Source organism: Streptomyces griseorubiginosus (assembly GCF_017614965.1).
Taxonomy (GTDB): Bacteria; Actinomycetota; Actinomycetes; order Streptomycetales; family Streptomycetaceae; genus Streptomyces; species Streptomyces griseorubiginosus_B.
Map to the genome: position 1 here is coordinate 1 of NZ_WVUG01000424.1, position 6,119 is coordinate 6,119.

General features: G+C 70.4%; 5 protein-coding genes. 2 read left to right on the top strand and 3 right to left on the bottom strand.

Going from position 1 to position 6,119, the window contains the following annotated elements; translation table 11 throughout:
- Nucleotides 1-921: pirin family protein (locus GRC12_RS40835; RefSeq protein ID WP_208785505.1), on the bottom strand; the 921-nt coding region annotated here is incomplete at its 3' end.
- 262 nt (nt 922-1,183) lie between these two features.
- Here GRC12_RS40835 and GRC12_RS40840 point away from each other — a divergent pair.
- A complete protein-coding gene (locus GRC12_RS40840; protein ID WP_208785506.1) occupies nt 1,184-2,002 on the top strand; it encodes an SDR family NAD(P)-dependent oxidoreductase in 819 nt (272 codons plus the stop codon).
- Nucleotides 2,003-2,030: 28 nt separating this feature from the next.
- Here GRC12_RS40840 and GRC12_RS40845 read toward each other — a convergent pair whose 3' ends face one another.
- Nucleotides 2,031-2,594: a MarR family winged helix-turn-helix transcriptional regulator gene (locus tag GRC12_RS40845; protein ID WP_208785507.1), complete on the bottom strand. Its 564-nt coding sequence runs from the start codon at nt 2,592-2,594 to the stop codon at nt 2,031-2,033.
- 115 nt (nt 2,595-2,709) lie between these two features.
- Here GRC12_RS40845 and GRC12_RS40850 point away from each other — a divergent pair, with 115 nt between their 5' ends.
- Nucleotides 2,710-3,555, top strand: coding sequence for a class I SAM-dependent methyltransferase (locus tag GRC12_RS40850; protein ID WP_208785508.1), 846 nt, complete (start codon nt 2,710-2,712; stop codon nt 3,553-3,555).
- A 32-nt stretch (nt 3,556-3,587) separates the two neighbouring features.
- Here GRC12_RS40850 and GRC12_RS40855 read toward each other — a convergent pair.
- Nucleotides 3,588-6,119, bottom strand: a 2,532-nt coding sequence (locus tag GRC12_RS40855) for a family 78 glycoside hydrolase catalytic domain (RefSeq protein WP_208785509.1), incomplete at its 5' end; no start/stop codon positions are given.

Consider the following 6,119-nt stretch of genomic DNA (forward strand, 5'->3'; position numbering starts at 1 on the left):
GCCTCCGGGGAAGTCCTCGATGGTGCCGAAGCGGTCGGAGGAGGCCTCCCAGTCCTCGCGGGCCCGGGCGATGTCCTCGTGGCTGCGCCCGATGAAGTTCCACCACATGACGATCTCCTCCTCGAAGGGCGGGCCGCCGAGCAGGATCGTGCGTGCGGGCTCGTCCGATGCGTTGACCAGCGTCAGGGTGCCGGTACCGCGGGGAACGTAACCGAGATCGGCGGGGTGCAGCACGGTGCCCAGCAGGCGGACGTCCCCTGCGTCCACGAGGAGTCCGTGCTCGAAGGCGGGATCCACGTCGAGCCTGACCGTCGCCTGCGGTTCGAGGATGAGTTCCGCGCCCAGCAGGGGCGTGAACGACCGCACCGGGGACGTGCTTCCGGCGAGTGAGCCGAGGAAGACCCGGAGCTCGGCCCCGTCCACCGACACGGGCTTCGGCACATGGTGCTGGAAGTCCCGACCGGTGTCGCGGTGCTCCTCGGGCAGGGCCACCCACAGCTGAACCCCGTGCAGAACGGTGGTGTTCGGGGTGGAGACCTCCGAGTGGGCGATGCCGTGACCGCCGGTCATCAGGTTCATCTCGCCGGGTCGGACCAGCGCGTGGGTGCCCAGGGTGTCCCGGTGTTCGATCTCGCCGCTGAAGAGCCAACTCACCGTCTGCAGACCGGTGTGCGGGTGCGGGGGCACGTTCATGCCGCGCGCGGTGGCGTCGACCGGCCCGTAGTGATCGGCGAAGCACCAGGCGCCGATCAGGGTACGGGCCCGCTGCGGAAGCGTCCGCCGTACACGTATCGCCCGTGGGCCGCCGAGGGGCACATCGCGCGCCGACAACACCTCGACCCGGGGCGTCTCGGCAGGCTCGCCGTCGTCCACGGCCGCACCGCAGCGCAGCGCCGCCGGTTCGGTCTCCACGTTGCTCACCGGGACCACCCTCCACCCGCTCTGGTTGTTACATCAACCAGCCTGCCACGAGGAACGGGCCGACAGCCCGGCTCCGGCGCCTGCCCCTCACCCTGAACGTAACGCTCTGATCACAAAGCCGAACGACTGTCTTCCGGCGCAGGCCAGGCCGGTCTATGGTCCAGCGAAAACCAACCACGTGGTAAATGTTGGAGCGAGAGGCAGCCACGATGCCCCACCCCGCCCCCGGTTCCTCCGGGGAGCGCCGCCGGAAGGACACACCATGGCAGCCGTTCCTGACGTCTCGTCCCGCTCACTCGCGGAACTGATCTCCCTGTCCGGGCGGCGCGCCGTCGTGACCGGCGGGGCCCGTGGCCTCGGCCGGGCCATCGCCGAACGCCTGGTGGAGGCCGGAGCGGATGTCCTCCTCGCGGACATCGAGGTGAAGCTCGCCGACACCGCGGCCGAGGAACTCGGCCGGCGAGGTCGGGGCCGTGCGCTGGCCGCGCACCTGGACGTCACCGACGCGGGCAGCGTGGCCGCGGCCGCCGACCTCGCGGTCCGGGAGTTCGGCGGCGTCGACATCTGGGTCAACAACGCCGGGATCTTCCCCGCCGTACCCGCGCTGGAGATGTCCGAGGAGACCTGGGACGGCGTGTTCGCGGTGAACGCGCGCGGTGTCTTCCTCGGAGCCCGGGAGGCCGCGCGCCGGATGAGCGAGGCCGGGAACGGGGGCGTCATCGTCAACGTCGTCTCCACGGCCGGGTTCCGGGGAACGGCTCCCGGGCTCGCCGCGTACGTCGGCTCGAAGCACGCGGCGCGCGGGATCACCCGTCAACTCGCCCTGGAGTTCGCGCCGTTCGGCATTCGCGTACTCGGCGTCGCGCCCACGTTCGTGCCGACCGAGGGGAACATGGCGGCGGCCGCCGCTGCCGGGATCCCGCTGGACTCCGAAGAGATCCTGTCCGTGATGCGACCGGGCCCGCTCGGCCGGATCGGCGTGCCCGACGACATCGCGCGGGTGGTGCTGTTCTGCGCGAGCGACCTGGCGGCCTTCATGACGGGGAGCACGCTCCTCGCCGACGCCGGTGAGACGGCCTGACCCCCGACGCCGTACCCGCCGACCCCCTCTATGGAGGCCCCTGATGCTCCCGCCGGCTGAGCGGATGGTCGGCCGCAGCCACCCCGCCCTCGGCGGAAGCCGCGCAGTCACCCCTGACCGGGTCCGCCTCGCCCGGCACCCCGGTCATACGTCGGCCGGCCTCGCCGAGCCCGTCGGCCAGCGCCCGCACCTGCTCGGGGCTGAGGGCGTCGAAGAGCAGCTCCCGCACCAGCTCCACGTGCCCGGGAGCCGCCCGCTCCAGCAGGGCCATGCCCGCGTCGTCGAGTACGGCGTAGACCGCGCGTTCGTCACTCGGACAGGACCGTCGGCGCACCCAACCGGACTTCTCCATCTGCCCGATCTGATAGGTCAGCCCGCTCTTGGAGTTGACCAGGGCACCCGCCAGTTCGGCCATGCGCAGCTCCCGGTTCGGCGCGTCGCCGAGCCGGGCGAGGATCTCGTACTGCAGACCGGAGAGACCGAAGTCGCGCTTCAGCCGCTGCTCGATCCGCCGGTACAGCAGCGCGTGGGCGTTGGTGAAGGCACTCCAGGCACGCTTCTCCTCCTCGTTCAGCCATCGCGTATGCCCCATGCGACCACCTTACCGGTCGTTCAAATTGGAACATCCAGTTCGGAGTCACGGGGAGAGTGATCCGGCACCCGCTGCTTGCGGCGGCCTTCCGCGCCCGTGCGATGTAATGGCATCCATGTCCGGCATGAGTGACGAGCGCGGTTTTCGGCACCGGGTGGAGCTCGGGGCCGTCCAGGAGACGCTGTTCATTCCGCTGGCCGCCCGGGCGCGGGAGTCCGGCAGGAAACGGCCGTTGCTGCGGGACCCCAAGGCGGCCGAGATGATCGCGTCGATCGACTACGCGGCCGACAAGTACGGCCCCGGCCCTGGATCGGCGATCATGGTCCTGCGCACCGCGATCGTCGACACCTGGGTACGGGCGTTCCTCGCCGATCACCCAGCGGGGACGGTCGTCGAGATCGGCACCGGGCTCAACACCCGTTTCGAACGCGTCGACAACGGCACGGTCCACTGGTTCGACCTCGACCTTCCGGACACGATCGACCTGCGCCGGACGTTCTTCACCGACACCGAACGGCGACGGATGATCGCCGCCTCGGTGCTGGACGAGACCTGGCTGCGCTCGGTCGAGGAGTGCCCGGGACCCTACTTCTTCGTCGCGGAGGGCGTTCTCGTCTACCTCCCCGAGGAGGAGGCCGCCGAGGCGCTGGCACGTGTCGCGCGGCGCTTCCCCGGCGCGCTCGTCGCCCTCGACACCTATCCCAGGAGGCTGTTGGAGTCGCAGCACAAGCAGGCGGCGCGGAAAGGCATGGAGGCACGCTGGGCGTGGTCCTGCGAGGACCCGCGGTCGCTGGAGCGGCTCGGCCTGGAGGCACTGGAGGTGGCCTCCGTGACCCGCCCGCCCCACGCCCTGCGCGTTCAACTCCCCTTCCGCTACCGGTTGTTCCTGCCCCTGGCCGACCGGCTGCTGCGGGGGCTGTTCGCCGTCACGCTCTTCCGGGCCGGTTCACACGAGAGGTGAACCGGCCCGGTCGGGCCTCAGCCGTTGACGCCTCAGCCGTTGAAGAGGTACGACCCCGCCCGCGCCCGGTACACCTCGTACCCGGCGCCTCCCGACGTGTCGTCGCGGAGGTGGGCGACCCCCTTCGGGGCACTGACGGGCTTGTCCTGTGTGGGCACCCAGATCTCGGCCTCGGTGTTGTAGGGGACCGTGACCGCGAGTTCGATCCTGCCGTCCGCGCGCCGCCGCCACTGCGAGGACACCTTCCCGCGCACGGTGTCGATGGAGGCGCTGACGTGGTCGAGCGGGGCGGGCGACAGGTCCGTGTCGTCGACACCCGTCGGTACCCGGCTGTTGACCGGGGCCGAGGGGATGTACGGGCGGATGCGCAGCGTCTCGTAGGCGGTCGAGGTCGGCCTGATGCCGGCCAGGCTCTGGTAGAACCAGGTGGCCACGTTGGAGCGGTAGTGGTGGTCGACCGAGAGCCGGTCCGTCCACTGTTCCCACAGCGAGGTCGCGCCCTTGGCGATCTGGTAGACGTAGCCGGGCACGCCGGTTCGGGTGACCGCCCGCAGCGCGACGTCCGTGTAGCCGTACTCGCTGAGGATGTTGAACTCGTAGCGCGAGCCGTACATGTCGTTCTGGATGTGTCCGTCGGCGGCCGTGATACGGTCCGCGAGCAGCTGGGCGAGGGCCTTCTTGTTCTCGGCGAGAGTCCTGGTGCCGGGCAGGTGGCGGGGGTCGTCGGGGTCCAGATCGGAGCCGGGGACCAGGTCGAAGGCGATGGCCATGGCGTTCTCGCTGGAGATGCTGCCCTGGGTGAAGTGGCCTTGACCGCTGTCCCAGTAGTTGGCGATGAACGCCTTGCGCAGGGTGCGCGCCAAGCCGGCGTAATGGGCGGCCCGTTCGGTGCGGCCGAGTCCGCGGCCCACCTCGTCCATGTAGTCGCAGAAGTGGATGTAGAAGGCGAGGCTGATGACGGCGTTGCTGCCGGGGGCCTCGGCCCCGGAGTAGGCGCCGAGCGAGGCCTCGAACCGGTAGGCGTTCTCGGCGGTGAACAGCGTCTCGTAGTACGTCAGGAGCCTGTCCTGGTGGTCGTACAACTCGGCGAACAGGCTGCTGTTGCCGTAGTACGTGTGCAGCTCCCTCGGGATGACGAAGTACGCCGAGTCCCAGGCCGGGACCGCCTTCCACGTGGCGTTCCAGCCGGGGGTGCGGTCGTAGCCGTAACCGCCCTTGGCCACGGGGACGAACATGGGGAGCTGGCCGGTGGAGATCTGGGTGTCGGGGAAGTGGCGCAGGTAGTTGGTGAGCACCGCGTTGACGTCCCAGGTGAGGGATTCGGACTCGGAGCTGGCCATGGCGTCGCCGGTCCAGCCGTTCTTCTCCCGGGAGGGCGTGTCGGTGGGCTTCTGGACGAGGTTGTTGCGCTCGGCCCATTCCAGGTTGCGTTGGAGGCGGTTGAGCAGGGCGTTGTCGGTGGTGAAGGTGCCGGTGCGGGCGAAGCCGGAGCGGGCGACGCCGACGGTCAGGACGTCCGCGTCCCGCTCGAGGTCCGGGGCGCGGCCCAGGACGGCCTCGAGGTTCATGACCTCCAGGTAGCGGAAGCCGAAGTGGCTGAACTGCTGTTCCCAGGTCTGCGTCGGCCGTCTGCCGAGGGTGTAGTAGTGGGTCTGGAGGTCGGCGTCGTGCTGGAAGTTCTCCTCCTCCACCATGAGCGGGGAGGCGGTGGTGCCGTCGCCGCCGGTGATGCGGTTGCCGCCGCGGATGCGGAGGGTCAGGCCCTCCTTGCCGGGGCGGACGCCGGTGAGGGACAGGCGGACGAGGCCGGTCATGATCTGGCCGTAGTCCAGGATCCAGACCCCTGATCCGGGTGCCGTCTCGGTGAGCGACAGCGGGCGGAGGGTCTGGTCGACCAGGACAGGCTCCGCCTCGTGCGCGCGTACGGTGGCGGGTCTGAAGCCGGCGGGGATCGTGGTGGCGGGCAGCGGACCGTGGTACTCGGGGGACGGGCCGGAGCAACTGCCCGGCGGGATCAGGACGGTGGCCGGGCGCCAGTCGCGTCCGGTGCGGTGGCCCGAGGTCCGCCACTCCCCCAACTCCTCGGCCCGGCGGGCGTCGTACTTCTCGCCCGAGTACACGGAGTCGAAGATCGTGGGTCCGTCGGCGGTGAGCCAGTCCTTGTCGGTGACGAGGGTGGTCGTGGATCCGTCGGAGTGGGTGACGACGAGCTTGGCGCGCAGGCGGGGTGCCCCGCTGTAGGGGGCGAGCTGCCAGTACCACTCCTGAGGGGTCGTCACCCCGTACCAGCCACGGCCCAGTTCGGCGGCGAGGACGTTCTCGCGGCCGTCGTGGAGGAGGGTGGTGACGTCGAAGGTGTCGTACAGGACCGTGCGGTCGTAGGTGCTCTGGTCGGTCAGGAGGCGGGGCACGTTGGTGCGCTCGCGCGTCGCCTGCTTGCCGTCGACCGTGATCGGCTCGCCGTTGACGGTGAGGGTGACGTTGCCGGCGGCGCTCAGGTGCAGACGGGCCTTGGTGATGCGGCGACCGCGGGGCAGGGTGAACGCGCGGCGCAGGAGGGGGGC